This is a genomic window from Rhizobium sp. S152, assembly GCF_030380735.1.
Classification (GTDB): domain Bacteria; phylum Pseudomonadota; class Alphaproteobacteria; order Rhizobiales; family Rhizobiaceae; genus Rhizobium.
Window position 1 is genome coordinate 42,886 of record NZ_JAUDRZ010000010.1, and the last position, 25,704, is coordinate 68,589.

Annotated in this window: 27 protein-coding genes; 11 read left to right on the forward strand and 16 right to left on the reverse strand. The window is 63.3% G+C overall.

Annotation, left to right across the window (positions count from 1 at the left end; genetic code table 11):
• Window positions 1–165 precede the first annotated feature (165 nt).
• From QTL95_RS14505 to QTL95_RS14520, 4 genes are all read left to right on the forward strand, one after another.
• Window positions 166–1,122, forward strand: a complete 957-nt coding sequence (locus QTL95_RS14505) for a VOC family protein (protein ID WP_289720668.1) — start codon at window positions 166–168, stop codon at window positions 1,120–1,122.
• Between the two features lie 442 nt (window positions 1,123–1,564).
• On the forward strand, window positions 1,565–1,930 hold the full coding sequence (locus QTL95_RS14510; RefSeq protein WP_289720669.1) for a hypothetical protein: 366 nt from the start codon (window positions 1,565–1,567) through the stop codon (window positions 1,928–1,930).
• A 154-nt stretch (window positions 1,931–2,084) separates the two neighbouring features.
• Window positions 2,085–3,272 (forward strand): AI-2E family transporter, encoded by a 1,188-nt coding sequence (locus tag QTL95_RS14515; protein ID WP_289720670.1) that lies wholly within the window; start codon window positions 2,085–2,087, stop codon window positions 3,270–3,272.
• Window positions 3,273–3,290: 18 nt separating this feature from the next.
• Window positions 3,291–4,580 (forward strand): NAD(P)/FAD-dependent oxidoreductase, encoded by a 1,290-nt coding sequence (locus QTL95_RS14520; protein ID WP_289720671.1) that lies wholly within the window; start codon window positions 3,291–3,293, stop codon window positions 4,578–4,580.
• Between the two features lie 59 nt (window positions 4,581–4,639).
• Here the strand turns inward: QTL95_RS14520 and QTL95_RS14525 are convergent, their stop codons facing one another.
• Both QTL95_RS14525 and QTL95_RS14530 read right to left on the reverse strand, forming a co-directional pair.
• Complete coding sequence (locus QTL95_RS14525) at window positions 4,640–5,491, reverse strand: polysaccharide deacetylase family protein (protein WP_289720672.1); 852 nt, start codon at window positions 5,489–5,491, stop codon at window positions 4,640–4,642.
• Between the two features lie 150 nt (window positions 5,492–5,641).
• A complete protein-coding gene (locus QTL95_RS14530; protein ID WP_289720673.1) occupies window positions 5,642–6,031 on the reverse strand; it encodes a DUF930 domain-containing protein in 390 nt (129 codons plus the stop codon).
• A 257-nt stretch (window positions 6,032–6,288) separates the two neighbouring features.
• Here QTL95_RS14530 and QTL95_RS14535 point away from each other — a divergent pair, with 257 nt between their 5' ends.
• Window positions 6,289–8,397, forward strand: coding sequence for a S9 family peptidase (locus QTL95_RS14535; protein WP_289720674.1), 2,109 nt, complete (start codon window positions 6,289–6,291; stop codon window positions 8,395–8,397).
• A 200-nt stretch (window positions 8,398–8,597) separates the two neighbouring features.
• Window positions 8,598–9,542, forward strand: coding sequence for a homocysteine S-methyltransferase family protein (locus tag QTL95_RS14540; RefSeq protein WP_289720675.1), 945 nt, complete (start codon window positions 8,598–8,600; stop codon window positions 9,540–9,542).
• A gap of 3 nt (window positions 9,543–9,545) precedes the next feature.
• On the opposite strand, the gene QTL95_RS14545 is transcribed toward QTL95_RS14540, so the two are convergent.
• From QTL95_RS14545 to QTL95_RS14555, 3 genes are all read right to left on the reverse strand, one after another.
• Window positions 9,546–10,994, reverse strand: coding sequence for a DHA2 family efflux MFS transporter permease subunit (locus tag QTL95_RS14545; protein ID WP_289720676.1), 1,449 nt, complete (start codon window positions 10,992–10,994; stop codon window positions 9,546–9,548).
• A 161-nt stretch (window positions 10,995–11,155) separates the two neighbouring features.
• Window positions 11,156–11,470 (reverse strand): type II toxin-antitoxin system RelE/ParE family toxin, encoded by a 315-nt coding sequence (locus QTL95_RS14550; RefSeq protein ID WP_289720677.1) that lies wholly within the window; start codon window positions 11,468–11,470, stop codon window positions 11,156–11,158.
• Between the two features lie 3 nt (window positions 11,471–11,473).
• The gene (locus tag QTL95_RS14555) at window positions 11,474–11,731 is read right to left on the reverse strand and encodes a ribbon-helix-helix domain-containing protein (RefSeq protein WP_336622281.1); all 258 of its coding nucleotides are present in this window, start codon (window positions 11,729–11,731) and stop codon (window positions 11,474–11,476) included.
• A gap of 88 nt (window positions 11,732–11,819) precedes the next feature.
• Between QTL95_RS14555 and QTL95_RS14560 the strand changes: the two genes are divergently transcribed.
• The 3 genes from QTL95_RS14560 (at window position 11,820) to QTL95_RS14570 (ending at window position 16,404) form a co-directional block, all read left to right on the forward strand.
• Window positions 11,820–13,319, forward strand: a complete 1,500-nt coding sequence (locus QTL95_RS14560; protein WP_289720679.1) for a protein adenylyltransferase SelO — start codon at window positions 11,820–11,822, stop codon at window positions 13,317–13,319.
• Between the two features lie 169 nt (window positions 13,320–13,488).
• Window positions 13,489–15,825 carry a glucose/quinate/shikimate family membrane-bound PQQ-dependent dehydrogenase gene (locus tag QTL95_RS14565; RefSeq protein WP_289720680.1) on the forward strand — a complete coding sequence of 779 codons (2,337 nt, stop codon included), beginning with the start codon at window positions 13,489–13,491 and terminating at the stop codon, window positions 15,823–15,825.
• A gap of 120 nt (window positions 15,826–15,945) precedes the next feature.
• Window positions 15,946–16,404 (forward strand): hypothetical protein, encoded by a 459-nt coding sequence (locus tag QTL95_RS14570; protein ID WP_289720681.1) that lies wholly within the window; start codon window positions 15,946–15,948, stop codon window positions 16,402–16,404.
• A gap of 199 nt (window positions 16,405–16,603) precedes the next feature.
• On the opposite strand, the gene QTL95_RS14575 is transcribed toward QTL95_RS14570, so the two are convergent.
• The 4 genes from QTL95_RS14575 to dmeR form a co-directional block, all read right to left on the reverse strand.
• On the reverse strand, window positions 16,604–16,846 hold the full coding sequence (locus QTL95_RS14575) for a type II toxin-antitoxin system VapB family antitoxin (protein WP_289720682.1): 243 nt from the start codon (window positions 16,844–16,846) through the stop codon (window positions 16,604–16,606).
• A 69-nt stretch (window positions 16,847–16,915) separates the two neighbouring features.
• Window positions 16,916–17,803, reverse strand: a complete 888-nt coding sequence (gene bla, locus QTL95_RS14580) for a class A beta-lactamase (RefSeq protein ID WP_289720683.1) — start codon at window positions 17,801–17,803, stop codon at window positions 16,916–16,918.
• Window positions 17,804–17,938: 135 nt separating this feature from the next.
• A complete protein-coding gene (gene dmeF / locus QTL95_RS14585) occupies window positions 17,939–18,961 on the reverse strand; it encodes a CDF family Co(II)/Ni(II) efflux transporter DmeF (RefSeq protein WP_289720704.1) in 1,023 nt (340 codons plus the stop codon).
• Between the two features lie 39 nt (window positions 18,962–19,000).
• Complete coding sequence (dmeR, locus tag QTL95_RS14590) at window positions 19,001–19,273, reverse strand: Ni(II)/Co(II)-sensing transcriptional repressor DmeR (protein WP_018902506.1); 273 nt, start codon at window positions 19,271–19,273, stop codon at window positions 19,001–19,003.
• 267 nt (window positions 19,274–19,540) lie between these two features.
• Here dmeR and QTL95_RS14595 point away from each other — a divergent pair, with 267 nt between their 5' ends.
• Entirely contained in the window at window positions 19,541–20,035 is a 495-nt protein-coding gene (locus tag QTL95_RS14595; RefSeq protein WP_289720684.1) for a GNAT family N-acetyltransferase, read from the forward strand.
• A 53-nt stretch (window positions 20,036–20,088) separates the two neighbouring features.
• Here the strand turns inward: QTL95_RS14595 and QTL95_RS14600 are convergent, their stop codons facing one another.
• From QTL95_RS14600 to QTL95_RS14625, 6 genes are all read right to left on the reverse strand, one after another.
• Complete coding sequence (locus tag QTL95_RS14600; RefSeq protein WP_289720685.1) at window positions 20,089–20,367, reverse strand: helix-turn-helix domain-containing protein; 279 nt, start codon at window positions 20,365–20,367, stop codon at window positions 20,089–20,091.
• Window positions 20,336–20,614, reverse strand: a complete 279-nt coding sequence (locus QTL95_RS14605; protein ID WP_289720686.1) for a BrnT family toxin — start codon at window positions 20,612–20,614, stop codon at window positions 20,336–20,338. The genes QTL95_RS14600 and QTL95_RS14605 overlap by 32 nt, the downstream gene beginning before the upstream one ends.
• A gap of 60 nt (window positions 20,615–20,674) precedes the next feature.
• Window positions 20,675–21,664, reverse strand: coding sequence for a hypothetical protein (locus QTL95_RS14610; RefSeq protein WP_289720687.1), 990 nt, complete (start codon window positions 21,662–21,664; stop codon window positions 20,675–20,677).
• A gap of 124 nt (window positions 21,665–21,788) precedes the next feature.
• Window positions 21,789–22,703, reverse strand: coding sequence for a cytochrome c (locus tag QTL95_RS14615; protein ID WP_289720688.1), 915 nt, complete (start codon window positions 22,701–22,703; stop codon window positions 21,789–21,791).
• 94 nt (window positions 22,704–22,797) lie between these two features.
• A complete protein-coding gene (locus QTL95_RS14620; RefSeq protein ID WP_289720689.1) occupies window positions 22,798–23,250 on the reverse strand; it encodes a c-type cytochrome in 453 nt (150 codons plus the stop codon).
• Between the two features lie 142 nt (window positions 23,251–23,392).
• A complete protein-coding gene (locus QTL95_RS14625; protein WP_289720690.1) occupies window positions 23,393–24,031 on the reverse strand; it encodes a LysE family translocator in 639 nt (212 codons plus the stop codon).
• A gap of 128 nt (window positions 24,032–24,159) precedes the next feature.
• Between QTL95_RS14625 and QTL95_RS14630 the strand changes: the two genes are divergently transcribed.
• The gene (locus QTL95_RS14630) at window positions 24,160–24,864 is read left to right on the forward strand and encodes a helix-turn-helix transcriptional regulator (RefSeq protein WP_289720691.1); all 705 of its coding nucleotides are present in this window, start codon (window positions 24,160–24,162) and stop codon (window positions 24,862–24,864) included.
• Between the two features lie 45 nt (window positions 24,865–24,909).
• Here QTL95_RS14630 and QTL95_RS14635 read toward each other — a convergent pair whose 3' ends face one another.
• On the reverse strand, window positions 24,910–25,689 hold the full coding sequence (locus tag QTL95_RS14635; protein WP_289720692.1) for an SDR family NAD(P)-dependent oxidoreductase: 780 nt from the start codon (window positions 25,687–25,689) through the stop codon (window positions 24,910–24,912).
• Window positions 25,690–25,704: the final 15 nt, after the last annotated feature.

A 25,704-nucleotide genomic window follows, 5' to 3' on the forward strand; every position in this document is an offset into this window, starting at 1 on the left:
GACGCCTTGATCGGGATCAAAGCAAGCTCGATCGGGATCAAGTCCAGCAGCGATCCAGCGTCAACATGGAGCGAACGCTTCATCGCCAAAAACTGCCCTTCTGTGAACAGTGGAACTGCGCCATATAGAGTGGCAAGTACGGCGGCCAAGGGACCTTACACAGACATGCAACGGCGCAAATTTCTTGGCATCGCCACCGGCAGCGCACTCGCTGCCAGCGCCGGCATGCCTCATCCATCGAAGGCGGGAGACGCATCCATGACATCCACCGAGACCTCCTACGCGCTGACGCGCCCCGCCTATGTCGACCAGTCGCATCTCGTCGTCACCGACCTGCCTCGCGTTTCCAGCTTCTACCAGTCGATGCTCGGCCTCAAGGTGATCGAGAAGAGCGCCAGCGGCGAAGTGCTCGGTGTCAACGGCGTGCCGCTTCTGACGCTGACGACGGGCAAGAACGTGCGCGTCGCGCCGCGCAATGCCGCCGGCCTGTTTCACACCGCTTTCCTGATGCCGAACAGAACGGAACTTGCGCGCTGGCTGCGCCATGCCGCGCATAACAACGTCGTGCTCGACGGCGCCTCCGACCACCTCGTCAGCGAGGCGATCTATCTTTCCGACCCCGAGGGCAACGGCATCGAGATCTATGCCGACCGTCCACACGAGGCCTGGAAGTTCCACCAGGACGGACAGGTGGAGATGGCGACGCTCGGCCTCAATCTGCAGGCGCTCTACGACAGCGCGCCGCAGGATCCCTGGAACGGCATGGCCGAGGGTACGGCGATTGGCCATATCCACCTGCAGGTCGGCAATATCCCGGAAGCGGACACCTTCTACCGCGACGTGCTCGGCCTGAAGCTGATGGCGCGCTATTCCGGCGCAAGCTTCTTCGCCACCGGCGACTACCACCACCACGTCGCCGCCAATATCTGGAACAGCCGCGGCGCCGGCGCCCGCGCGGCCGGCATGACCGGCCTTTCCGACTATACGCTGCGCTTCAACGACAAGGCGGCGCTCGACAAGGCGGTGGCCAAGCTCGACGAACTCGAGATCAGAAGCGAGAAGCGCGAAGGCGGCGTTTCCCTGACCGACCCGTGGGGCATCGGCCTGACGCTGGCGGCCTGATCTTCCAGCCCTTTCACCACGCTTCGAACGCTCGCCCAAAGGCGGACGTTTTTCATCAGGACCGTACCAACACCGTCGCGTCGTGGCCGGATTGACATCAGGTCGAGTCCGCGACAACTTATGGACGATTTTCAAGGTTGCGTATTTCTCCAGAAACGCGCATCCGTTTACCTGCGGGGGCAAGGGCATTGCATGACGATCCGCAGGCCCTGGACGACAGCAAATGTTTCATTCGTCCTGCATGACGACGCGACAGATGACCCTGTCGTCACCGTGGAGATTTGGACACCTGACGGCGTTCTCTATATATTGGCCGAAGTCGAGATCGTCGGCGCGTCGCTGGCCCTCAAAGGAGCACACTTTTCCGGATTGACGCCGAACGATCTCAGCGTGAGCCGCTTGCGTCAGATCGCCCGCTTGGCCTTGGAGCATGGAGGTTGGAATGAAGTCGTCATTGAAGGAGCGGTTCGCACGACTGGGGCCGGTCCGGGTCATAGACCGCGACCTGTCCGGTTTCGCCGCTGACGCCCGTTTCGTCATGCCGGCGGACACGAGCGTGGTCGACGTGGTGGCTGCCGCCGTTCTCCTGCATACGAAGACGAACCTGTCTCTGGCGGAAGCCAAGGCATGCGTGGAGCATCTGCTTGAAGTCGATGTGTTCGACACATCCTTCGATCGCGTTACCGACACCGCTGCCTTGAGCGCCGGGCTTCTGAAGGCCGGGATCCTCGTTCATTTTCTGCCGTCATCCAACACGTCGGGCAAGACCAATCAATCGGCAGGCAACAAGGCGTTTTCGCTCGGCTGACCCTCACGCATCCATAGCCGGGATGGATGTCGCATAGCAGCATTTCCGCATCACCCATCCGCCATCTCTACATCCCCGATACATAGAAGGAACTCAATTCATTTTTGGGCGTTCCTGTGGCGAAGCATGAAGCTTCCGGGGGATTGAGACGTCCATGGGCATCGCCAGCGGCATCCGGAAACACGCCAAGAAGATCGCGATCGGCGAGCAATACGGCTCCGAGCGCCATTACAGCGCCTGGGCGCAGACGCTGCGCGATAGCACCGAGGCGCTGCCGCAGCCGCAGGCGCCGGTGCAACGGGTGCAGAAGGATGGCCTCGACATCAGCGTGGCCTGGGCAATCATCGGCATTTTCCTGATGCTGGCGCTTTCGGCCATCTACATGATGTCGCTGATCCTGATCCCGCTGACGCTCGCCATCGTCGTCGGCATGATCCTCGGCATGCTCGCCGAGCGGCTAAGCAAGATGGGCGTGCCGCGCATCACCAATGCGGTGCTGCTCTCGGGAACCGTCGCCCTGATCATCTTCTTCGTCGCCAACGCGCTCGCGGGACCGGGCGCCACGCTTGTCAACGAAGGGCCTGCCTTCGTCGAGAAGACGCTGCAGCGGCTGATGCCCTATCTCGAACGGATCAAGTGGCTGCACATCACGCCCGAGACCTTCGAAAGCGGGCCGATGTCGAGCGACAAGCTGTTGGAAAATACCGGCAACGTCCTGCACCTCGTCACCGCAAACCTGACGCCGGCGCTGATCCAGGCGCTGATCTTCTTCGCCGCGCTGCTGCTGTTTCTCGCCGGGCGCGTGACGCTGCGCAAGTCGATCATCATGGTGTTTCGCACGCGGGCGCAGCGGCTGGCGGCGATCCGGGTCATCAACGGCGTCGAGCAGGTGCTCGGCTTCTATTTCGCCACCGCGTCGCTGATCTATGTCTGCCTCGGTGTCGTCATGATGGTGATCGCCTATCTCGGCGGGCTCCCCTCGCCGGTGCTCTGGGGCTTCTTCGCCTTCCTGTCGAGCTTCATTCCCTATCTCGGCATCACCATGATGACGCTGGCGATCGCCATTGCCGGCATCCTCACCCATGACACGCTGCTGCTGAGCCTCATCCCTGCCGCCGCCTTCTTCACCGTCCACCTCGTCATGGAGAACCTGATCTTCCCGGCGGTGATGGGAAAGCGGCTGGAGATCAACCCCTTCGTGGTGTTTCTCGCCATCCTGTTCTGGACATGGATGTGGGGCGCCGTCGGTGCTATGCTGGCGCTGCCGCTGTCACTGATCGTGATGACCATCATCGATGAACTCTTCATCGAAGAGAAACCGCAGCCGCAATTGCCGAAATGAGTGAGGCAGGACGCGTAGATGGCCGAAATTGATCTGAACTTCTCCACCCACGACCGCCTGACCAGCGGCGTGTCTCCCTGGGGCCGCGGCGCCGGCCGCCCCCGATATCATCCCCTCCAGGACCATCTCAGGGTGGATGCGCTCGTGGTCGGCGGCGGCATCACCGGCGCGATGATGGGCCAGCATCTTCAGGAGCGCGGCCTGTCGGTGGCGATCGTCGACCGCGAGCGGCCGGGCTTCGGCAGCACGCTCGCCTCGACGGCGATGCTGATGTGGGAGATCGACCGGACCCTGACGGAGCTCGAGACCTTCTACGGCTACGAGCGGGCCGTCGGGATCTACCGCCGCAGCGCTGCTGCCATGGCGGGACTTGCCAAGCTGATCGCGGCGCATCGCATCCCCTGCCAGTTCCGGCCGCGGCAATCACTGCTCCTGACCAGCAACCAGGAGGGCGCCCGCGACCTTCTGACCGAGGTGGACCTGCGCCGCCGCGCCGGGCTGCCGAGCAGCTATCTAGAACATTGCGACCTGTTCACCGAATTCGAGCTCGACCGCGACGCCGGCATTTTTTCGCGCGGCGCGGCGGAGGCCGATCCGCTGCTCATCACCTGGGCGCTGCTCGATATCGCGACGCGGCAGGGTGCGACGCTGGTCAACGCGTCGGTGACACGGATGCATAGCGAGGGCGGCCGCGTCACCGCGGAGACCGAGAGCGGCTTCGTGATCGAGGCGAAGGCGGCGGTGCTGGCGACCGGCTACACCATGCCCGAGATCGACATGCCGAAGCTGCATCGGAGCACCTCCAGTTGGGCGCTCTCGACCGTGCCGCAGGACCCGGCGACGCTCTGGCGCGACCGGGCGCTGATCTGGGAGGACAGCCACCCCTATCTCTACATGCGCACGACGCCGGATAACCGGATCGTGGTCGGCGGAGAGGATGACGACACGGTGGATCCGGCGACGCGAGACGCCAAGACGCCCGGCAAGATCGCGGCGATCCGCGAAAAGATGAAGCGGCTCTGGCCCAGGGCCGATACCCGCGTCGCCACCTCCTGGTGCGGCACCTTCGGCGAGACCGAGGACGGTCTGCCGCTGATCGGCCCGGTGCCTGGCCTCGCCAACATCTACGGCGCCTACGGCTACGGCGGCAACGGCATCACCTTCTCCTATCTCGCCACGCAGATGATCGGCGCGATGATTTCCGGTGCGCAACGCGACTGGTTCGACGATTTCGCAATGGACCGGGATGGGCCGGGAAACGGCGTGCGGCGGGATGAGGCGGCGCGGGTGGAGATGGTGGTGAGGTAGCCTGCGGAGGCGTTTTGCCGTGGTGGCCGCGAACGCGAACGCCTGGCCGAGCTGCACTCCTACTGCGTCGTCTGATCATCCCCCATGTCCTCGACATCCTGCAGCCGGACGAATTCCACGCCGCGTGCCTTGAGGTCGAGAATGGCCCTGGCGACGCCCTCGCCGGCGGCATGGGTGGGCTGGTTGATATGGGAGATGACCACGTCTCCGTCTTGCGCCGACGCGATGCGCTTTTCGGTGACGGCGGCGCCGAGCAGCGAGCCGCCGTCGCCGTTAACCGAGTAGCCGGCGATGCGGTAGCCCATGGCGCGGATCTGGGCGATCGACGACAGGTCGTATTTGGCGGTCGAGCCGCGGAACCAGTGCGGTGCCGGAACGCCCGACGCGAGCATGGCATCGGCCCCGCCCTGCACTTCGACGCGCACGGCTTCGGGCGACCCGGCGGATGCGATGCCGTAGATCAAGGCCGGCTTGTCGACCGCCGGAATATGGTTCTGGCCGTGGTTCTCCAGCTCGAAGAGATCGGGATTGTCGAGCATGACCTTCAGCGCCTGCGGATTGTGCTTCAGCCAGCGCGCCGTCACGAAGATGGTCGCGGGGATGCGCTCACGAACGAGGGCCGATAGGATGCGGTCGTCGGCCTTGCCCATGCAGGCATCGAAGGTGAGCGCGATGCGCGGACGGTTCTTGATGCCGGAGCGGATGACATGCAGGTGCGGCTCCACCAGCTTCGGACCCTTGAGCTTCGGCGTGGGGGGAACGGCTGGCGTTCCCGGGGACACGGCGAGCGTTCCCGGGGACACGTCCGTTACCGCCGGCACGGGCGCGGCGGCTGCCGCAGCCTGAGGCGCGCGCGGCGACGCGGCCGCGATGCTGACGAGAAGGACCGGAGCGAGAAGAAGACGATTCATAACAGTGAGATGCCGTTTGACGTTGACGCGCTGCATAATGCAAAAAGTGGCAGCGCGCCACCGGCGCGATGCCACCGGCAGATCATATGCCTTGACGCCAGATAGGCGCGCAACACGGCAAATTTATGCAGGCGCGGTAGCGGCCCGCGATCAGTCGTAAAGATAATATTTGGTCCACTTCTCGCGCGGGACCTTTTCGCCGATGGTGTACTGGAGTTCGCGCACGTTGATGTGCTGCGGACCGGTGATGCAGCTGTAGGAAAGGTGATACCAATCACCCTTGCTGCGAAACACCGCACCGGGTGCTTCCAGCCGGTCGTCGCTGGGAACCGGATCCTTGAAGGTGTAGGCGATCACCTTGTCGGGCTTGTAACCTGTCGCGTCCTTGTTGATGCGGCTCATCGCCTCGGTGTCGCAGCTCTGCTCCAGGCGGGTCGCGGGATCGAGCTTTTCGAGCTGCTTCTTGATTGCGGGGTCGACGGCGAAAGCCGGGCCGGCAAGGCTGAGGACGGATAGAAGCAACACGAGACGTTTCGGCATTTCGGGGTATTCCTTTGCATGCTCATTCCGGAATTCGACACCCGATCCGCTGCCGACCTGCAGGGACGAAGACCGATAAGGGGTGGGTAAATTCCGCGCGACGCTAGCGGACTTTCTTAAAGAATGTGGTGACATCAAGGCAACATGAGGGATGCTTGCCTTTTCACACAAGCGTGTTCACGACACCTTATCGACGCTTGATCCGACGCCCGCCCGCCTCTATCTCTTCAGCACCGCAATCCCATCCGGAGCATTCCTTGTCCGCCTTCAAGAACCTGCCGACCCCGCCCGTTGCGCCCAAGAAGCCGCTCGACGATACCCGCCACGGTATTACCCGCACGGACGACTACGCCTGGCTGCGCGCCGACAACTGGCAGGCGATGTTCAAGGATCCGTCGATCCTCGACCCCGAGATCCGCAAGCATCTGGAAGCGGAGAACGCCTACATGAACGCGGCGATGGAAGACACCAAGCCGCTGCAGAAGACGCTGTTTGCCGAGATGCGGGGCCGCATCAAGGAAGATGACAGTTCCGTTCCCTCCAAGGACGGGCCCTACGCCTACGGCACCTTCTTCGTGACCGGCGGCGAGCAGCCGCGCTATTTCCGCATTCCGCGCGATGGCGACGGCAAGGATGAGAGCATCCGCGACGTGCTGCTCGACGGCGACAAGGAAGCAGAGGGCAAGGCCTATTTCCGGCTGGCGGGCATCGACCACTCGACCGACCACAACCGCGGCATCTGGGGCTATGACGACAAGGGCTCGGAGTTCTACACGCTGAAGGTTCGCGATCTTTCAACCGGCGAAGACATGGCCGACCTGATCGAGAACACCGGCGGCGGCGGCGCCTGGGCGCCCGACGGCAAGAGCTTCTTCTATTCGGCGCTGGACGAGAACCACCGTCCCTCCAAGGTGTTCCACCACATCATCGGCACGCCGCAATCGGACGACCGGCTGGTCTACGAGGAAGAGGATGCGGGCTTCTTCATGGGCGTCGGCGGCTCGTTGCTCGACGACTTCATCTATATCGACATCCATGACCACGAAACCTCGGAATACCGGCTGCTCTCGACCAGGGACCTGACGGCCGAGCCGAAGCTGGTGGCTAGGCGCGAGGAAGGCATCGAGTATTCGATGACCGAGGGCGGCAATGTCTTCTACATCCTTACCAACGACGGCGACGCCAAGGATTTCAAGATCATGGAAACGCCGGTGGACAAGCCGGGCAAGGAAAACTGGCGCGAGGTGGTGGCCCACAAGCCGGGCACGCTGATCATCAGCCACATGGCCTATGCGCGCCATCTGCTCTGGCTGGAGCGCAAGGACGGGCTGCCGCAGATCATGGTGCGCGACCGCCGCACCGGCGAGGAACATGCGATCGCCTTCGCCGAGGAGGCCTATTCGCTCGGCCTGCAGGGCTCGTCCGAATATGACAGCGACGTGATCCGTTTCTCCTATTCGTCGATGACGACGCCCTCGCAACTCTATGACTACAACATGGTGACGCGCGAGCGCACGCTGCTGAAGACGCAGGAAGTCCCATCAGGCCACAACATCGACAACTACGTCACCCGCCGTGTCTTCGCGCCGGGCTGGGATGGCGTCGAGGTGCCGGTCACCCTGCTCTATCGCAAGGACTTGGCCCTCGACGGCTCCGCGCCCTGCCTGCTTTACGGTTACGGCGCCTATGGCGTGACCATTCCGGCGAGCTTCAACACCAACTGCCTGTCGCTGGTCGACCGCGGCTTCGTCTATGCCATCGCCCATATCCGCGGCGGCAAGGACAAGGGCTTTGCCTGGTACGAAGACGGCAAGATGGAGAAGAAGACCAACACCTTCAAGGACTTCATCGCGGCGGCAGATTATCTGAATCAACAGCAGTTCACCTCCTACAAGAACATCATCGCCGAGGGCGGCTCGGCCGGCGGCATGCTGATGGGGGCGATTTCGAACATGGCACCGGAGAAATTCGCCGGCGTCATCGCCGCCGTGCCCTTCGTCGACGTCTTGAACACCATGCTCGACGACACGCTGCCGCTCACCCCGCCGGAATGGCCGGAATGGGGCAACCCGATCGACAGCCGCGAGGAATACGAACAGATCGCCGCCTATTCGCCCTACGACAACGTCGAAGCCAAGCCCTACCCGCCGATCCTGGCGCTTGGCGGCCTGACCGACCCGCGCGTCACCTATTGGGAACCGGCGAAGTGGGTGGCGAAGCTGCGCGAGAAATCGATCAGCGATGCGCCGATCCTGCTCAAGACCAACATGGATGCCGGCCACGGCGGGGCTTCCGGTCGCTTCCAGCGGCTGGAGGAGATCGCGTTCGAGTATGCGTTCGCGCTGAAGGTGGCGGGGAAGATGTGAGGATGCTGGCGGGGTGCCGTGGGTAATCCTTGCTCCCCCGCCAACGGAAGGAGCCCCCATGCCCGTCTACATCGCCGAGATGGCAGCAGAGATGGACGACGGCTGAGATTGGCTTTGCGGAGCCAATCCTGTATCTTTCTAATTCCTAATTTACATTACATGGCATCGCATCTGTTTCCTGCTTTCCGGGAGGGACCGATATGGCGAAGTACAGAGCGCATCTGCCGCAGCTCGATGGCGGGTTCTTCGTGAGCGATGGCGGCATGGAGACGACCTTCATCTTTCATGACGGGATGGAGCTGCCGCATTTCGCCTCCTTCGTGATGGTTGACGACGAGGAAGGGCGGGACCGGTTGCTGGTCTACTACCGCCGCTACCTCGATATCGCCCGCAAACACCGGGCCGGCTTCATCCTGGATACGCCGACATGGCGGGCCAATCCCGACTGGGGCGAGAAGCTCGGCTATGACGCGCAAGCGCTGCACCGTGCCAATCTCGCCGCCGTCGATCTGCTTGTGCCGCTTCGCGAGAAGTGCGAGGAGCCGGGCAGGCCGATCGTGATCTCAGGCGCGATCGGGCCGCGCGGAGACGGCTACAGGGCGGGCAACATGAGTGCTGCCGAGGCGGAGGATTATCATGGTGCGCAGATTAAGAGCTTCGCCGAAAGCGAGGCCGACATGGTGGCGGCCTATACGCTGACCAATATCGACGAGGCGATCGGCGTCGCGCGCGCCGCTGCCGCCCGCATGCCCTGCGCGATCTCGTTCACGGTCGAGACGGACGGCCGGCTGGTGACGGGGCGGAGCCTGCAGGATGCGATCGAAACCACGGATGCGGCGACCGGCGGCTCGCCCGCCTACTACATGATCAACTGCGCGCACCCCACCCATTTTTCCGGTGCTCTCGATCGCGGCAGCGGCTGGACACGGCGCATCGCCGGCTTGCGCGCCAATGCCTCGCGCATGAGCCATGCGGAACTCGACGAAAGCGAGGTGCTGGATGCCGGTGATCCTATCGACCTCGGGCAGCGCTACCGCGACCTGTTGCGGAATATGCCCGCCATCAGGATCGTCGGCGGTTGCTGCGGCACGGATCACCGCCATGTGGCGGCGATCTGCGAGGCCTGCCTGCCCGAGGCCGCCTAAGCCTCAATGCCCGCCGTGATCAGTCGCAGCACCCCGATGGCCGCTGATATCGGCTCCGGCGGTCTTCGAGAAGCGCAGGTTCCAGAAGGTGGCGGTGATCGAGATCGCGGTTACGAAGAGGAAGGCGGCGGAGAAATCTTGCAGCTGCGGGGTGTGGCTGCCGGTAAACGACATAGACGTGTGGAGCGCCAGCGCGCCTATGCAGATGCCGAGCGACAACATCAGCTGCTGGAAGGTGGTGTAGAAGCTGGTGGCGGCGCTCATGCGGTCGCGGTCGATCTCGTCATAGGCGACAGTGTTGTAGGCCGTGAACTGGAACGACATGAAGAAGCCGCACATGGCGAGGATAGCGAAGATCAGGCCAAGCGGCCAATCGGGCCGGAACAGGGCACAGAGCGCATAGCCGACGGTGGCGATGACGCCATTGAAGACAAGGCTGCTGCGGAAGCCGAAGCGCCGCAGGATCCGCGGCGCGAATGCCTTCATGGCCATCGAGCCGATGGCGGCGGCGGTGACCAACTGGCCAGCCTTGGCGGCCGACAGCCCGAAGCCGAGCTGGAAATAAAGCGGCAGCAGGAAAGGCTGCGCGCCCTGCGTGATGCGGGTGAGCGAACCGGCGATGACCGACGTGCCGAAGCTCGGGATCTTCATCAGCGAGAAATCCATGATCGGCGACGGATGGCGCTTCGCGTGCTTGAGGTAGGCGATGCCGAAGAGCAGGCCGATGGCGATCAGGAACAGCGCGAAGGCGCCCTCGCCCGAGCGGCTCGAGCTTTCGAAGCCGAAAAGCAGTGAGCCGAGCGCGATGCCCGAAAGGATGAAGCCGACGGTATCGAAGCGCTTGCGCGTCGTGCCCTTGAAATCCTCGATATAGATCGAGACCAGCGTGAAGCCGAGAATGCCGATCGGCACGTTGATGTAGAAGATCCAGCGCCAGTCGAGATAGGTGACGATGAGGCCGCCGACCGGAGGCCCGAGGATCGGGCCGATCAGCGCCGGGACGAGCAGCCAGGACATGGCGTTCATCATGTCCTTGCGGTCGACAGTGCGCAGCAGCACCAGACGCCCGACCGGCATCATCATGGCGCCGCCCAACCCCTGCAGCAGGCGGGCCAGCACGAGGCAGAAAAGATTGGGCGCGAGCGCGCAGAATATCGAGCCGGCGACGAAGACGGCGATCGCCGAGCGGAAGACGGTGCGCGAACCGTAGCGATCGGCGATCAGCCCGCTTGCCGGAATGAAGATGGCGAGGCTGAGGAGATAGGAGGTGAGCGCGACGCTCATCGACGGGGCGCTGACGCCGAAGTCGCGCGCCATGGTCGGAAGTGCTGTGGCAAGCACGGTGGCGTCGAGCTGTTCCATGAACATGGCGCTGGCGACGATCATCGCGACCAAGCGAAAGTTGAGCGGGGGGCGCCGAACGGACGCCGCCTGGTAGATCTGATCCGACATTGTCAGGGATCACTCGCAATGGCGCGGCTCACGCGAACGCGATCAACCGCGGTATGATATGGCATGCAGCCAAGGGGAGATTGCCGTTGGGTATACGCCTGCAAATGTGGCGGCGTTGTGCTTTTATGGCAAGGCTGACATGAGGTCAGGGCATGGCTTTGTCAGTTGGCATTGCGCAAAAGCGCTTGATAGTCGCGGCCGCCGGAGAAGATGTTGGTGATCGCAACACTATGCGCCTCTACCCGATAGAGAATGAGAACGCTTCGTTCGAACACCGCCATTCGTAGATCAGACCCAAGATCGCTCCGCAATACTCCAGCGAATGGCGCGTCGCCTATGCGTTCACACCTGTCGAATATGCGATCAACGTAACGCTCGGCCGTTAGGCGGCTTTGGCTGCTTTCCAGCACGTAGAGGAAGATTTTTCGAAGGTCGTCGAGCGCTGATGGTAGATAGTCGACCTGGTAGCCGCCCATTGCTTAGCGATGTTTCGCAAAGAGGGCATCCAGCGCCTGACGCATCTCTTGGCTGCTCAACCTGGGACGCGGATCATCCAGCGAGGCCTGCACACGAGCGCGGATCGAGGCGATGCGCTCCTTGTGCTCTTCCTCACCACGTATCCAGACGTCGATCGCGGCGCGCACGACATCGCTGGTCGAGGCGTAGGTACCGGCCTCGACTTCCGCTCTGATCACATCAACCATTTCGGTCGGCAGGGTAATGCTGAGCTTTTCCATCATTCTCGCCAGCGCCCAGTTTAGGTGAATAAAATCCTAGCATGGGCGGGCGCTTGCAGCAATTGGCCCACGGCCCTACCTATTGGTCATGACCCAAGCCCTCGAAAACACGCGCCGCCAACCCTTTGCCTTCGACAACAGCTATTCCAGGCTGCCGCAGCATTTCTTCGCGCGGCAAACGCCTTCGCGTGCAGAAGAGCCGTGGCTGATAAAGCTGAACGAGCCGCTGGCGAAGGAACTCGGGCTCGATGTCGAGATGCTGAAGCGCGACGGAGCCGAGATCTTCTCGGGCAATATGGTGCCCGAGGGCGCCGATCCGCTGGCGATGGCCTATGCCGGACATCAGTTCGGCGGCTTCGTGCCACAGCTCGGCGACGGGCGGGCAATCCTCCTCGGCGAGGTGATCGACATCCACGGCAGGCGGCGCGACATCCAGCTCAAGGGCGCCGGGCAGACGCCGTTTTCGCGGCGCGGCGACGGACGCGCGGCGCTGGGGCCAGTGCTTCGCGAATATATCGTCAGCGAAGCCATGCATGCGCTCGGCATACCCGCCACGCGGGCGCTGGCCGCGGTCTCGACCGGCCAGCCGGTCTATCGCGAGCAGGTGCTGCCGGGCGCGGTGTTCACCCGCGTCGCGGCAAGCCATATTCGGGTGGGCACGTTCCAGTTCTTTGCCGCGCGCGGCGATGCCGAGGGTATCAGGGCGCTCGCCGATTATGTGATCGAGCGGCACTACCCTGACATCAAGGATGCCGCCAATCCCTATCTCGCGCTGTTCGAGGCGGTGTCGGAGCGGCAGGCGTCGCTGATCGCCCGGTGGCTGCATATCGGCTTCATCCATGGCGTGATGAACACCGACAACATGACCGTTTCGGGCGAGACGATCGATTTCGGCCCCTGTGCCTTCATGGACAGCTATGACGCCGCAACTGTCTTCTCCTCGATCGACCAGAACGGGCGCTATGCCTATGCCAGCCAGCCCGGGATCGGCCAGTGGAATCTGGCGCGGCTCGGCGAGACGCTGCTGCCGCTGATCGATCCCGATCTGGAGAAGGCTGTCGCGGCGGCCAACATCGTGATCGAACATTACGGCGAGCGTTTCCAGATCGACTGGCTGCGGGGGATGCGCGACAAGATCGGGCTTTCGACGGTCGAGGACGACGATCTGGAACTTGTGCAATCGCTGCTATCAGCGATGCAGGCCGGACGGGCGGATTTCACGCTGACCTTCCTGCGGCTTTCGCACCTTGCCGCCGATAACGGCAGCGAGGCCGCCTTCCTCGCGACCTTCGCGGAACCCGACGCGGCCGCAGCATGGCTGGGACGCTGGCACGAACGGCTGGAACGCGAGACGTGGCCGGCAGCGGAGCGCAGCGCCGCGATGCTCAAGGTCAACCCGGCCTTCATTCCGCGCAACCACCGCATCGAGCAAGCAATCACCGCCGCGGTCGAGGATGCCGATTTCTCGTTGTTCGAGGCGCTGCTCAAGGTGCTGTCCAGGCCTTACGAGGAGCAACCGGACTTCGCGCCCTATATGGAGCCGCCCAAGCCGGAGGAGCGCGTGCTGCAGACCTTCTGCGGGACCTGATCCCGGCATCTTGCCGAAGTGCCCGGCCGCCCCCAATTGTGGCGGTTGAAAGGCAGCACCCCTGCCCTAGTTGAAATTCAAGCGGTTACGCGTCGTTCAACCGGCGCGCCCCTGCGCGATCCTTCCCGATTTCTCGGGACGACATGCATTTCAGCTGGAGACCGGCCATATGGCGATCGTCGTTACCTCCCTTCTTTTCATTCTCATCGGATTGGCGCTTGGCGGCGGCGGGCTTTGGCTCGTGCTGCTTGGCGGCAGCTTCTTCTATCTCTTCGCGGGCGTCATGTTCCTGCTGACGGCGGTGCTGCTCTTGCGGCGCACGGCGGCGGCGCTATGGGTCTATGCCGTCCTCGTCATTGCTGCGCTCGGCTGGGCGATCTGGGAGGTCGGCTTCGACTGGTGGCAGCTTGGGCCGCGCGGTGGGCTCATCATCCTGCTCGGCCTGTGGCTGCTCACACCCTGGGTGCGGCGGCCGCTCGGCTTCTACGGCACGACGGGCACCGCCTATGCCGCCAATCCGTGGCCGCTCGCCATTCCCGTGCTCGTGGCGATCGTGGTTGCCGGATATTCCATGACGACGAGCCCGCACGACCGGCACGGCGACCTGCCGACGGCGATGACGGGCACAACCAATTTCGGCGGCGCGGTCAGCGACGGGGCGTGGCACCAGTATGGCCGCACGCCGTTCGGCCAGCGTTATTCGCCGGTGGACCAGATCAATGTCAGCAACGTCAAGGACCTGAAGGAGGTCTGGCGCTACCAGACCGGCGACGTGAAGCGTCCCGACGACGTCGGCGAGACGACCTACCAGGTCACGCCGCTGAAGATCGGCGATACGCTCTATCTCTGCACGCCACACAACTGGGCGATCGCGCTCGATGCGAAGACCGGCCACGAAAAGTGGAAGTTCGACGCCAATTCCGGTATGAACCCGGATCGCCAGCATCAGACGTGCCGCGGCGTGACCTATTATCATGACACCGCGACGGCCTCCGGCGCGCCCTGCGTCGACCGCGTCTACCTGCCGACCTCGGATGCCCGGCTGATCGCTCTCGACGCGCTCGACGGCAAGGTGTGCACCAGCTTCGCCGACCAGGGCACGCTGCATCTCGAAAAGGGCATGAAATACAATCCGGCCGGCTACTACTACTCGACCTCGCCGCCTGTCGCGATCAACGGCAAGCTGATCATCGGCGGCGCCGTCAACGACAACTACTCGACCAAGGAGCAATCCGGCGTCATCCGCGCCTTCGACATCAACACCGGCGCGCTGGTCTGGAACTGGGATTCGGGCAACCCCGACGTCACGACGCCGCTACCCGAGGGCCAGACCTACACCACGAACTCGCCGAACAGCTGGTCCGTCCTTTCCGCCGACGAAGGGCTCGGGCTGATCTACGTGCCGCTCGGCAACCAGGTGCCCGACCAGCTCGGCATGGGCAGAAGCGCCAATGTCGAGAAGTTCTCCTCCTCGGTCGTCGCGCTCGACATGAGGACCGGGCAGCTGAGGTGGGTGCAGCAGTTCGTGCACCACGACCTCTGGGACATGGACGTTCCCGCACAGCCGGTGCTCTTCGACATGAAGAAGGCCGACGGCACGGTCGTTCCGGCGCTGGTGGCGCCGACCAAGCAGGGCGACATCTACGTGCTCGACCGCCGCACCGGCGAGCCGATCATCCCGTTCAAGGAGATCCCGGCTCCGCAGGGCACCATCCCCGAGGATCACGCCTCTCCGACGCAGCCGATCTCCGACCTCACCTTCTCGCCGCCGCCCTTGCAGGAGAAGGACATGTGGGGTGTCTCGCTGTTCGACCAGCTGGCCTGCCGCATCGACTTCCACCGCTACAAGTACGAGGGCCGCTACACACCGCCCTCGCTTCAGGGGTCGATCATCTTTCCCGGCAATTTCGGCACCTTCAACTGGGGCTCGGTGGCCGTCGATCCGGAGCGGCAGGTGATGTTCGGCATGCCGACCTACCTGGCCTTCACCTCTCGCCTCGTTCCCGCCGCCGACATCCCGCCGCGCGGACAGGACGAGAAGGGCAGCGAGCAGGGCCTGAACCGCAACGATGGCGCGCCCTACGGCGTGTTCATGGGACCGTTCCTCGGCCCGCTCGGCATTCCCTGCCAGGCGCCGCCATGGGGCTATGTGGCCGGCGTCGATCTGCTGACCGGCAAGACCGCCTACAAGCTGAAGAACGGCACGGTCGAGGACATGAGCCCGCTGCCGCTGCCCTTCAAGGTCGGCGTTCCCGGCATCGGCGGCCCGATGATGACCAAGGGCGGCGTCGCCTTCATGGGGGCCGCGGTCGACAATTACCTGCGCGCCTATGACGTCACCAACGGCCAGATCCTGTGGGAGGCACGCCTGCCGGCGGGCGGCCAGTCGACGCCGATGACCTACACGACATCGGACAACAAGCAGTATGTCGTCATGGTAGCCGGCGGGCACGGTTCGATCGGCACGCAGCCGGGCGACTATGTGATCGGCTACAGCCTGCCGTGACAGGCAACCATCCGACGATAAGAACGGCCGCCTCGCGCGGCCGTTTTCGTTTGTGACAGGGCAAGGCTGGCGCAGGCTTGCGCGGCAATGCTCCCCCGCATTGTTTCAGGGGGAATTTTCATGAAGATCAGTGACAGCATTTCCAGCACCTACGGCCTCAGCGGCCTGTTCCAGCAATCCGGCCAGCGCGGCAAGCAGCAGCCGCTGACGATCGAAAACAGCGTTCGCCAAAGCGGCGCCTCGCTGGCGCCGAGCACTACGCCAACCTCGATCTCCAGCACCATGTGGGCGCTGCAGGCGACCGACGAAAGCCAGACGATGTCGGGCACGGAAGACGAGACCAAGACCCGCAACGCCGCGCTTGCCAGCGAGTTCAGCGATCTCGCCAACATGTCGCTCGCCGAGCGCATCCGCAAGCAGGTGCTCGACAGCCTGGGCCTGACGGAAGACAGCCTGAACGCCATGCCGGCCGAGGAGCGCGCGGCGATCGAAAAGCAGATCGCCGAAGAGGTGAAGCGCCAACTGACCGGCAACACCGACAACGGCACGGACGAAACGACCGATCCGGCTACACTCTGAGCGAGTTCACAGATTGATTCAAACGGATACGGCGGAGATTCATGTCTCCGCCGCATCGTTTTGAATTGGCTCGCTTATTTCAGGATTCCATGGGCGAGATCACCCGGTGCGGATATTTCTGCAGACGAACAAGCAACTCCCGAGCATCGCTTTCCCTGATCAGGATGGATGTTAAGGCCGATGCATCTATGAACAACGGCTAGTCCTCATATAGACTATCGATGAAAGCCTTGTCAGCAGGCGGACCTCTGTCCTCGCCGGCGCGAGCCCTCAGTGCGCGGCCATAGGCGAGGCCACGCTCAACGAGAGATTCATCGTCTTTATCTCGTTCAATTTCATGCAATAGAGCCTGCCTGATCACTTCGGCTTTACTCTGCTTGCGAGACGTTGCGAGCTTTTCCGCAAGCTCTTCGACGTCGTCGTTGTTGATATAGAGTGCCATGGGGTCTCTCCGATATACCCAATATAATCTCGGGATATCCGCCCAGCAAGCGGCGACGTCTTCGTCCCCTCACACCATCCCGGCGACGATCTTTCCGACCTCGGCGAAAACCGGGTTGATCTCGGCGACCGGGACCTTGGCTTCGCCCACATAGGTGGTGACGAGGATGGGGCCGCGGCCGGTGGGCCAGATGATGGCGATGTCGGCGGCCGAGCCGTTGCGGCCGGTGCCGGTCTTGTCGCCGATCTTCCAACTATCCGGCAGGCCGGCGCGCAGGCGGGCGGCGCCGGTGGTGCTGGCGACCATCCATTCGGCGAGCTTCTGCTGCGACGGCTCCGTCAGCACGGTGCCCAGCGTGATGTTGCCCAGCGTGTCGAGCATGGCGTCCGGCGTCGTCGTATCCTTGGGATCACCGGCCTTGGCCTCGTTGAGATCGGGCTCCCAGCGGTCGAGGCGGGTGGAGCCGTCGCCGATGGTGCGCAGCCAGTTCGTCAGTTCCTTCGGGCCGCCGAAGCTCTCCAGCAGCAGGTTGCCGGCGGTGTTGTCGCTAAGGGTGATGGCCGCCTTGCACAGTTCGCCTACGCTCATCCCCTCGTCGCCGACATGCAGTTCGGTTTCCGGTGAATAGGTCACCAGCTTGTCCTTGTCGTAGACGACGCGGCGCTCGAGGTTCTCCTTGCCTGCATCGACGCGCGACAGCACGAAGCCGGCGGCCAGCACCTTGAAGGTGCTGCACAGCGCGAAGCTCTCGGTCTCGCGATAGCCGAAGGAGATATTGGTCTCGGTATCGATCGCCGACACGCCGATACGGCCGCCGATCTGCTTTTCGAGTTCGCCCATGCGCTTGTCGATGTCGTCGTCGCTTTCGGCGGCGCGGGTAATACCCGGCAGGAAAAGCGCCGGGGACAGCAATGCGGAACCGAGAAGCGTGCGGCGGCGGATCGAAAAACGATGCATGAAAACCTCTGCCAGAATCGATGAAGATCAATGTTGACAGGGGTAGAGCGGGATTGTGGCCCGCTTGCGTCGCCTGCCTTTGGAATGCGACGATCTTTCAGAATGCATTCCCGGCATCAAGCCCTATTTGAGGCATCAGGCAGCCTGTTTTCCCGCCATCTGCGTGACCTCCACGGTGACGTGCGAGAGCTGGCCGAGCGACGCGAGCTTCTCCTTGTAGAAGGACGGCGCGCGCGGGGCAGAAGTCGCCACCGCGACGATGGCCGCATGGTGGCCCGGGCCGACCTGCCAGACGTGCAGATCGGTGATCTCGTCGCCATCGGTCTCGACCACTGTGCGGATCGCCTTGGGAAGATCGCCCGCCGCCGGCAGGCTGTCGAGCAGGACGGCGCCGGACGCCTTCATCAGGCCCCAGGCCCATTGCGCGATGATGACGCCGCCGACGATGCCCATCAGCGGATCGAGCCAGAGCCAGCCGTAAAGGCTGCCGAGCAGGAGGGCGGCGATGGCGAGAACGGAGGTCAGCGCGTCGGCGATGACGTGGACATAGGCGGCGCGCATGTTGTTGTCGGTGGCGCGCGCTGCATGGCTTGCGTGGGCGCCGTGATGGTGCGCATGGTCGCCGTGGTGGGCGTGCGAGCCGGGGTGCGCGTGGTTCCCATGGCTCCCATGGCTGTGCCCGTGGGCATGGCCGTGGTGATGATGGTCGTCTCTCAGCAACCAGGCGCTCAGCACGTTGACGGAGAGGCCGAGGACGGCGACGCCGATTGCCTGCGAGAAGCTGATCGGAACGGGATTGGCGATGCGCAGCACGCTTTCATACGCCATCAGCAGCGCGATGAGGGCAAGGATGATGGCGCTGGCGAAACCGGCGAGATCGCCCAGCTTGCCGGTGCCGAAGGTGAAGCGCGGATTGTGGGCCTGGCGGCGGGCGTAGAGATAGGCCACCGCCGAGATCAGCATGGCGCTGGCATGGGTCGACATGTGCCAGCCGTCGGCGACCAGCGCCATCGAGCCGTACCAGGTGCCGGCGGCGATCTCGGCCACCATCATCGAGGCGGTCAGCGCGATGACGAGCCAGATGCGGCGGGTGTTGCGGTCGTGATCCTCGCCGAGGAAGACGTGCTCGTGCTGCAGGGTTTCTGTCTGTGCGCTTATCGCACGCTCCTTATGAATGGTCTCGCGCGCTCGGGCGCATCAGCGGATGTAGGTTCTCAGAACTTCGGAGATTTCCTCGACGGCCTCGCTGCGCGCCTTTTCGTCAGCGGCATGCAGGACATGCTCATGCAGGTGATCGTCGAGCACCTCGCCGGTCAGGCCGTTGAGCGCGCCGCGAATGGAGGACAAAAGCTGCAGGATCTCGCCGCAGGGCTTCTCTGCCTCGAGCGCGCGCTCGACCGCGTCCATCTGGCCCTTCAGCCTGTTGATGCGGGCGATCAGCTTCTTCTTGTTATGCTGGGTGTGGGACATGCTCATCTCTATATAGGATAGGGGGGTATCCTATATTAAGTGAAACGATAAGGAAAGACCGCGGCCCGCTTGACAAGACAAGCATTTGGGAAGATGTATTCATCCATGATCAAGAACGTGCACATCAACCGCTCGTATTTTTGGCTGTACCTGTAAGGGGCGGCTGGACAGATCTTATTGTCAACAAGCCGCCGTCAGGCGGCTTTGTTGTATCTCAAGCGTCCTGACGGCAGACCACCACGAAACGCCAAACTGGGACGCAAAGACATGACCGACATCGAAGACAGCGAAATCTCATTGATCCGCCCGCCGGTGATCAATATCCGCACGGCCAAGCCGCGCGATTTGCCCGAACTCAACGACATGATCGCGCTGCTCGCGAGGCATCACGGCGACGCCGCCGGCTCGACGCCGGAGCAGCTGGAGCGCGACCTGTTCGGCCCCCTGCCTTGGATCACCGCGCTGGTCGCGGAAACCGACGAGGGATTGATCGGCTACGCCATTCTCGTTCCGCTATACCGCGCTCAGGAAGGCGCGCGCGGCATGGACCTGCACCATCTCTTCGTGCGCGACGGCCATCGCGGCCACGGGGTCGGCCAGCATCTTGTCAACCGCGCCCGCGACACCGCCCGCAATGCCGGCTGCGGCTACCTTTCGGTCAGCGCCGCGACAGGCAACGTGCAGGCGCACCGCTTCTACGAACACATGGACTTCGTCCCGCGCCCGGTCACCGGCATGCGCTATCTGCAGGCGCTGGCTTAGGCTGCTGATATAGAGCTGGGGCGTCTTTCAGGCGGATCCGTCCGTAGCAGTGGTCATGCAACAGCCTTCGCCACGATCTCGGGAAACTGCTCGATCACCCGCATGTAAGCGACGGCGAATTCCGGTGCCGTCGCGCGAGCCTGCTCCCAATCGCGCAACGTGCCGACAGGCACGCGGAAACGGCGCGCGAACTCGGATTGCGACAGTCCGAGCTGGGTTCTCGTCCGGCGGATGAGGCGGGCGCGCTGGGCGCGATCCAGCGCTTCGGCCGTTACGCCGAAATCGTCGGCGTCGTTAGGATCAGCCGGCAGCACGATAGGCTCGTTCTTCACTTTCATTGCTCCTTCTCACCGACATGAAGCGGGGCAGATCGCCCCGCCAGACGAAAACGCCGGTGAACAGTTTCCGCTCTACGAGCCCAACCACCTTGAACCGCTCCTCGCCGTCGATCTCGCGAATTGATGGAATGATCAGATGGTTCTCGTCCTCAGCAAAGATCCTGTCGCCAAAGGCCAGCGAGAGCTTGTGCTTTTCGAGATCGGCCGCATCCTTCCTGGGGTCGAACCTGTCTGTCGCCATGACTGCAACCATACGGGATTTCCGTATGATCCGCAATGTCCGCTAGACTGGCTGCGCTCCCTAGCGCAGCACCGGTTCGCCGTGGAAGCGGCGGCGCGACGGCTTCGAGACGCCGAAGCCGATTTCCATCATCAGGCGCGGCTTTTCGGTGGCGACGGTTCCCATGTGGAAGCCGAATGGATCCTCCACGAAGCCCGAGCCGGCCTTGCCAATCAGCGTCATCGGGCTGTCCTTGCCGTAATAGTCGATGATCTCGTTTGCGGGGTGACCGACCAGCAGGGTCAGCTGGTGCTTCATGCGGCGCTTGTTGTGGCTGCCGCGCACGAAGACATGCGGGCCGGTGCCCTGGTCGACATCGACGAGGTAGAAGAAGAACTTCAGCATCCGCCAGTCGTCGAGATCGAAGTGATACTTGTCGAGCGAGGCGAGGCTACGGTCGGCTTCGCTCGCCCTGGTCGGGAAACTCCACCATGTGCGCGTGGTGATCAGCCGTGCCTGGGCGCCGAGATAGCGACGCGCGATCTCCGACAGCAGCGGGTCGCGCTGGACCTTGCGCACCGCCGCGCAATCGAGCGCCCGCTCGAAATGGTGGCCGCTGAGGATCGAACGGCCGAGCCTGTCTTCGGTCGCTCGGTGGTCCGACGCCGTGAACTCGATCCTGCGGTCGAAATTGCCGAAGCAGGGCGTTTTATGGCCGAAGGCCGAGATCTCCCCGGTGATATCGGCCGGCAGCCGCAGGTCGGGGAAGATGCCGTCACGCCTCAGCGCATTCACCGCCGTTTCCGCATCCACGTCAGGGAAGATGGACGGCAGCTTTTCGATCGCGCCGTTGCTCTTTTTCGCCATCAGCCAGTGGGCGCGACGACCGGGAATGGTGCGGGCGAGCAGGAACATCGGCAGCCAGGCCGGGTTTTCGCGGATATCGGCCATGTAGGTCGGGATGCGGACCGCCATGCGCCTGAGCTTGCCGCCCTTGCGGGCGACCTCCTCAAGATCGGAGGAAGGAGTGGATGCAAGATCGCCGGCGGGAGAAACTGATGAGCTGTGCATTTCAGCTGGCCTTTCGCAAGACGTTAAAGTTCGTCATTCGGCAGCGGCTGTGCCGCTGCGGGGCATTCAGTTAGGAAATGCTAATGGAATGTTGCAATGCGGCAAATTTTAGATATTTGCCGGCTCAGCGCGACGGCACCGCCTTCAGGTAGGCGGCGATCGCTTCCAGATCAGCCTTGGGTAGGTGAGCGACGTTTTGTTGTACCTCGGTCATCGATCCACCGGCGGAATCGAAATCGGGTGTGAAGCCTGTTTCGAGGTAATTGGCGATGTCTGCCTCGCTCCATTCGCCGATCGCCTTCGAGCCCGGCGTTATGTTGGGGATGGTGCCCTCACCCTCCGGATTGGGAGCGCCGGCGAGCCACAGATCGGGCTTCAGCCCGCCCAGCGCATCGCGCGGGGTGTGACACTCGCCGCAATGGCCGAGGCCCTCGACCAGATACTGGCCGCGCTTGACCTTGTCGTCGGCATTGGCGAGCACGACGCGCGGGCTGTCGTTGAAATAGAGGAACTTCCAGCCGCCAAGCGCCAGCCGGATGTTGAACGGAAAGGGCAGCTCGTGCGGCGGCGCGACGTTGCTGCTCTTCGGCAGGGTCTTCATGTAGGCGTAGAGGTCGTTGATATCCTTGTCGCTGACGCGGCTGTAGGAGGCATAGGGGAAGGACGGGTAGAGATGCGCGCCATCGGGCGCCACACCGCGCTTCATGGCATTGCCGAATTGGGCGAGCGTCCACTTGCCGATGCCGGCCTGCTCGTCACTGGAGATGTTGGGGACGTGGAAGGTTCCGAAGGGGCTCTTCAGCGCCAGACCGCCCGACAGCGTCAGCTTGGCATCGCCTTCCGCACCGGGAGCCGCATGACAGCTGACGCATCCACCGGCCCAGAAGACCATCTCGCCATTCTTCACGTCAGGGGCGCCGAGGTTGGCCCAATGGCTTTCGGGCAGCGGATTGGGCGCGGTTATCAGGTAAAAGACGGCGCCGCCCAAAACGACGACGCCGACGAGACAGAGGACAAACCTGATAAACCTGCGAAACATGCACTGCTCCCCCGTCGCCGCAATTACCTGAAAACATAAAGCGATCCGCCACGACGACAAGGCCGAGACGGATCGCGGATGGCAAGCGGAAGGGCTATTCCTTCTTCACACGATAGTTCTGATGACAGCCGCCGCAATTGGCGCCGAGCGTCTTCAGGCCGGCGCCGACGCCGGCGGCATCGGCCGGAAGCTGGGCGAGCAGCGTATCGGCATCGGTGCCGAGCTTGGCCGAGCGGGCCTTGAAGTCATCCATGTTTTCCCAGATCTTCGGGCTCGCCTCGGAATCGGCGGATGCGTTTTCCGTGCCCGGTCCGAATTGATCCGGGAAAGCCTTGGCGGTTTCCGAGATCGTGGTCAGCGCCGTCTTCACGGCTTCGGCGTCGTAGGGCTTCTCGCCCTTGGCGATGCCCGCCAACGCCCCGGTGGCGCCGCCGATCTTCTTCATCATGGCCACGCGTGTGTCGTGCGTGCCCTGATCGGCGGCGATAACGCTTGTCACCCCCATGCCGGCGACCATGATGGCCGCGACGATTGCCTTTACTCTCATGTCTCCACTCCTCTTCGATACCGAGATCTTCGAAGCCCGGCGCTTCGTTCTTACCCGGGCATGATGGCAAATTAATCTCGGCCAAGAAGTAACAAGTGGGTGAGAGTGCAATCATTTCAAAAATTTGGCGTTTCCCCGCTCGTCATGTCGGTGCTCGCCATCCATGCCACGCGGTGAGGATCGCGATCGCCACCAGCAGGCCGCCGGCGATGCGGCCGACGAGGATGGTGGCGCTGGGGTTGGAGATCAGAAGCGTGCGGCTGCGCGAGGCGGTGACGGCGATGGTGCCGTAGATCGCCGCCTGCGTTGCCATGGTCATCAGCCCCATGACGATGCCCTGCAGCCAGATCGGCCCATAGGCGGGCTTCAGGAACTGCGGATAGACCGCCAGCATGAAGAGATAGGCCTTGGGATTGATGAGGCAGGTAATGGTGCCCTGGCGGAAGGCGCGCCAGCCGGAGCCGCTTGTCCCGCCTTCGACGGAGGAGACCGTGATCGAGCTTGCGATCAGCGTGTAGCCGATCCAGGCCATGTAGGCGGCGCCGATGAAAAGCAGCGGATTGAACAGCGCCGGCAAGAGCGTCGCCAGAAGGCCGACGCCGATAGCACCATACAGCGAATGCACCGCCCCGCCCGCCATGATGCCCGCCGTTGCCGCCATGCCGGCGCGCCGGCCAGACGTCAGCGAATTGGCAAGCACGAAAACCATATCCATGCCGGGGACGATGATGATGCCGAAGAGAAGGGTGAAGTATAGCCAGAGGTTTTCGCTGTAGGTCATGTCAGTCGCCCATCATCGCTCCGCGATGCAATGCTTGCGGATACCGTTGAATTTCAATTCGATAGGGTGATCTGTACGACGGCCCAACTGACAGTGTAGTGTCAGGAGCGTTTGGCGGAGGAGGCGATATGCGCAAGGCGTCCAGGCTTTTCGAGATCATCCAGCTGCTGCGGCTGGCGAAGCGGCCGGTGACGGCGGCCATGCTGGCCGAGGCGCTGGAGGTGACGGTTCGCTCGATCTATCGCGACATCGCGGCGCTGCAGGCGATGCGCGTGCCGATCGAGGGCGGACGTGGGATCGGCTATATCCTGAGGCCCGGCTTCGACCTGCCGCCGCTGATGTTTTCGATCGAGGAGATGGAAGCGATCGTGCTGTCGCTGGCGCTGGTGGACCGCACCGGCGACGCGGCGCTGAAGCAGGCCGCCAAAAGAGTGAACCAGAAGATCGCAGGCGCCGTGCCGGCACCGCTGAGGGAGGCGATGGAGGGAAAGGCGCTCTATGCCTGGGGCACGATCGCGCCTTCGCCGGAAGGGCTGGACCTCTCGCTGGTGCGTGGCGCCATCCGCGACGAGCGGAAGCTGAGGCTCGATTATCGCGACGAACTCGGCCGGGGCAGCCAGCGCACGATCCGGCCGATCGCGCTCATTTATTACTCGCAGAGCTCGAACATCGTTGCCTGGTGCGAGCTGCGCGAGGCGATCCGCAATTTCCGCAGCGACCGGGTCGAGCGTTGCGTGGAGGCCGAGGGCTTTTTCAAGGGTGAAGGCGATGCTCTGCGCGCGCTGTGGACCTCGGGGTGGACGCAGGCGACGGCCGCCGTTTCGGCCATCTGACGCCGTCCCCGCAACTGGGATCACGGGGACGGCTGGTGTTCATCCTCAGAGGGCGGCACCACCGGAGACTTCGATGCGCTGGCCGTTGACCCAGCGATTGTCCTCCGACAGCAGCGAGGCGATCATCGGGCCAATATCGTCGGCGACGCCGGGGCGGCCGAGTGCGGTCATGTCGGAGACCATCTTGTTGACGACGGGATTGTCGCGAACGATGCCGCCGCTGAAATCGGTCATGACGGCGCCGGGTGCGACCGTATTGGCGGTGATGCCGCGGGCGCCGAACTCCTTGGCAAGGTAGCGTGTGAAGACCTCGACGGCGCCCTTCATCGCCGCATAGGCCGAGCTGCCGGGAACGCTGAAGCGGGCAAGGCCGCTGGAGATGTTGATAATGCGGCCGCCATCGGCCATCAGGGGCAAGAGCTTCTGCGTCAGGAAGAAGACGCCCTTAAGGTGGACGTTGACGAGGCCGTCGAAGGCTTCCTCGGTCGTCTCTGCGATCGAAGCGTGGTAGCTGGTGCCAGCGTTGTTGACGAGATAGTCGAAATCCTTGGCTCCGAAGGTTTCGAGCGCCTGGCGGACGTTTGCGACGAAGGCGTCGAATGAACCGGCGTTGCCGGTGTCAAGCTGGAGGGCGACAGCCCGCGCGCCTGCGGCCTCGATCTCGGCGACGGCGCTTTCGGCTTCTGCCTTATTCGTGTTGTAGGTCAGGATGACATCGACGCCGCGTCTGGCGAGGCTGACCACCGTATTGCGGCCAAGGCCACGGCCGCCACCGGTGACGATCGCGACCTTGCTCTTTGAATTTGCTTGATTTTCACTCGACATGACAGGCTCCTTGGG